This is a genomic window from Pseudomonas sp. PS02303, assembly GCF_029959925.1.
Classification (GTDB): Bacteria; Pseudomonadota; Gammaproteobacteria; order Pseudomonadales; family Pseudomonadaceae; genus Aquipseudomonas; species Aquipseudomonas mandelii.
Map to the genome: position 1 here is coordinate 1 of NZ_JASCOM010000422.1, position 3,123 is coordinate 3,123.

The following is a 3,123-nucleotide window of genomic DNA, read 5'->3' on the forward strand; positions in this document are numbered from 1 at the left end:
TTTCGTCTTCACACACCGCAATCTGGTGCCCTTTCAGGTCAGCAAATTGCTTGGGTGTTATATGGTCAAGCCTCACGGGCAATTAGTATTGGTTAGCTCAACGCCTCACAGCGCTTACACACCCAACCTATCAACGTCGTAGTCTTCGACGGCCCTTCAGGGGACTCAAGGTCCCAGTGAGATCTCATCTTGAGGCTAGTTTCCCGCTTAGATGCTTTCAGCGGTTATCTATTCCGAACATAGCTACCCGGCAATGCCACTGGCGTGACAACCGGAACACCAGAGGTTCGTCCACTCCGGTCCTCTCGTACTAGGAGCAGCCCCTCTCAAATCTCAAACGTCCACGGCAGATAGGGACCGAACTGTCTCACGACGTTCTAAACCCAGCTCGCGTACCACTTTAAATGGCGAACAGCCATACCCTTGGGACCGGCTTCAGCCCCAGGATGTGATGAGCCGACATCGAGGTGCCAAACACCGCCGTCGATATGAACTCTTGGGCGGTATCAGCCTGTTATCCCCGGAGTACCTTTTATCCGTTGAGCGATGGCCCTTCCATACAGAACCACCGGATCACTAAGACCTACTTTCGTACCTGCTCGACGTGTCTGTCTCGCAGTCAAGCGCGCTTTTGCCTTTATACTCTACGACCGATTTCCGACCGGTCTGAGCGCACCTTCGTACTCCTCCGTTACTCTTTAGGAGGAGACCGCCCCAGTCAAACTACCCACCATACACTGTCCTCGATCCGGATAACGGACCTGAGTTAGAACCTCAAAGTTGCCAGGGTGGTATTTCAAGGTTGGCTCCACGTGAACTGGCGTCCACGCTTCAAAGCCTCCCACCTATCCTACACAAGCAAATTCAAAGTCCAGTGCAAAGCTATAGTAAAGGTTCACGGGGTCTTTCCGTCTAGCCGCGGATACACTGCATCTTCACAGCGATTTCAATTTCACTGAGTCTCGGGTGGAGACAGCGCCGCCATCGTTACGCCATTCGTGCAGGTCGGAACTTACCCGACAAGGAATTTCGCTACCTTAGGACCGTTATAGTTACGGCCGCCGTTTACCGGGGCTTCGATCAAGAGCTTCGCGTTAGCTAACCCCATCAATTAACCTTCCGGCACCGGGCAGGCGTCACACCCTATACGTCCACTTTCGTGTTTGCAGAGTGCTGTGTTTTTAATAAACAGTCGCAGCGGCCTGGTATCTTCGACCGGCATGGGCTTACGCAGTAAATGCTTCACCCTCACCGGCGCACCTTCTCCCGAAGTTACGGTGCCATTTTGCCTAGTTCCTTCACCCGAGTTCTCTCAAGCGCCTTGGTATTCTCTACCCAACCACCTGTGTCGGTTTGGGGTACGGTTCCTGGTTACCTGAAGCTTAGAAGCTTTTCTTGGAAGCATGGCATCAACCACTTCGTGTTCTAAAAGAACACTCGTCATCAGCTCTCGGCCTTAGAATCCCGGATTTACCTAAGATTCCAGCCTACCACCTTAAACTTGGACAACCAACGCCAAGCTGGCCTAGCCTTCTCCGTCCCTCCATCGCAATAACCAGAAGTACAGGAATATTAACCTGTTTTCCATCGACTACGCTTTTCAGCCTCGCCTTAGGGACCGACTAACCCTGCGTCGATTAACGTTGCGCAGGAAACCTTGGTCTTTCGGCGTGGGTGTTTTTCACACCCATTGTCGTTACTCATGTCAGCATTCGCACTTCTGATACCTCCAGCAAGCTTCTCAACTCACCTTCACAGGCTTACAGAACGCTCCTCTACCGCATCACCTAAGTGATACCCGTAGCTTCGGTGTATGGTTTGAGCCCCGTTACATCTTCCGCGCAGGCCGACTCGACTAGTGAGCTATTACGCTTTCTTTAAAGGGTGGCTGCTTCTAAGCCAACCTCCTAGCTGTCTAAGCCTTCCCACATCGTTTCCCACTTAACCATAACTTTGGGACCTTAGCTGACGGTCTGGGTTGTTTCCCTTTTCACGACGGACGTTAGCACCCGCCGTGTGTCTCCCATGCTCGGCACTTGTAGGTATTCGGAGTTTGCATCGGTTTGGTAAGTCGGGATGACCCCCTAGCCGAAACAGTGCTCTACCCCCTACAGTGATACATGAGGCGCTACCTAAATAGCTTTCGAGGAGAACCAGCTATCTCCGAGCTTGATTAGCCTTTCACTCCGATCCACAGGTCATCCGCTAACTTTTCAACGGTAGTCGGTTCGGTCCTCCAGTTAGTGTTACCCAACCTTCAACCTGCCCATGGATAGATCGCCCGGTTTCGGGTCTATTCCCAGCGACTAGACGCCCTATTAAGACTCGCTTTCGCTACGCCTCCCCTATTCGGTTAAGCTCGCCACTGAAAATAAGTCGCTGACCCATTATACAAAAGGTACGCAGTCACCCAACAAAGTGGGCTCCCACTGCTTGTACGCATACGGTTTCAGGATCTATTTCACTCCCCTCTCCGGGGTTCTTTTCGCCTTTCCCTCACGGTACTAGTTCACTATCGGTCAGTCAGTAGTATTTAGCCTTGGAGGATGGTCCCCCCATATTCAGACAAAGTTTCTCGTGCTCCGTCCTACTCGATTTCATGACTAAGAGATTTTCGCGTACAGGGCTATCACCCACTATGGCCGCACTTTCCAGAGCGTTCCGCTAATCTCAAAGCCACTTAAGGGCTAGTCCCCGTTCGCTCGCCACTACTAAGGGAATCTCGGTTGATTTCTTTTCCTCAGGGTACTTAGATGTTTCAGTTCCCCTGGTTCGCCTCTTAAGCCTATGTATTCAGCTTAAGATAACCATCTTATGATGGCTGGGTTCCCCCATTCAGACATCTCCGGATCAAAGTCTGTTTGCCGACTCCCCGAAGCTTTTCGCAGGCTACCACGTCTTTCATCGCCTCTGACTGCCAAGGCATCCACCGTATGCGCTTCTTCACTTGACCATATAACCCCAAGCAATCTGGTTATACTGTGAAGACGACATTCGCCGAAAATTCGATAATACTCAATTAAGAGCAACTCACAAATTTTACCTTAGCCTGATCCGTTACCAGTGAAAGTAACGTTCAGTCTATCTTTCTATCACATACCCAAATTTTTAAAGAACGATCTA

At 51.0% G+C, this 3,123-nt stretch carries 1 rRNA gene; it reads right to left on the reverse strand.

The features are described 5' to 3' along the window. Nucleotides 1-61 precede the first annotated feature (61 nt). Nucleotides 62-2,953: ribosomal RNA gene (locus tag QMX98_RS33545) — 23S ribosomal RNA — on the reverse strand. Nucleotides 2,954-3,123: the final 170 nt, after the last annotated feature.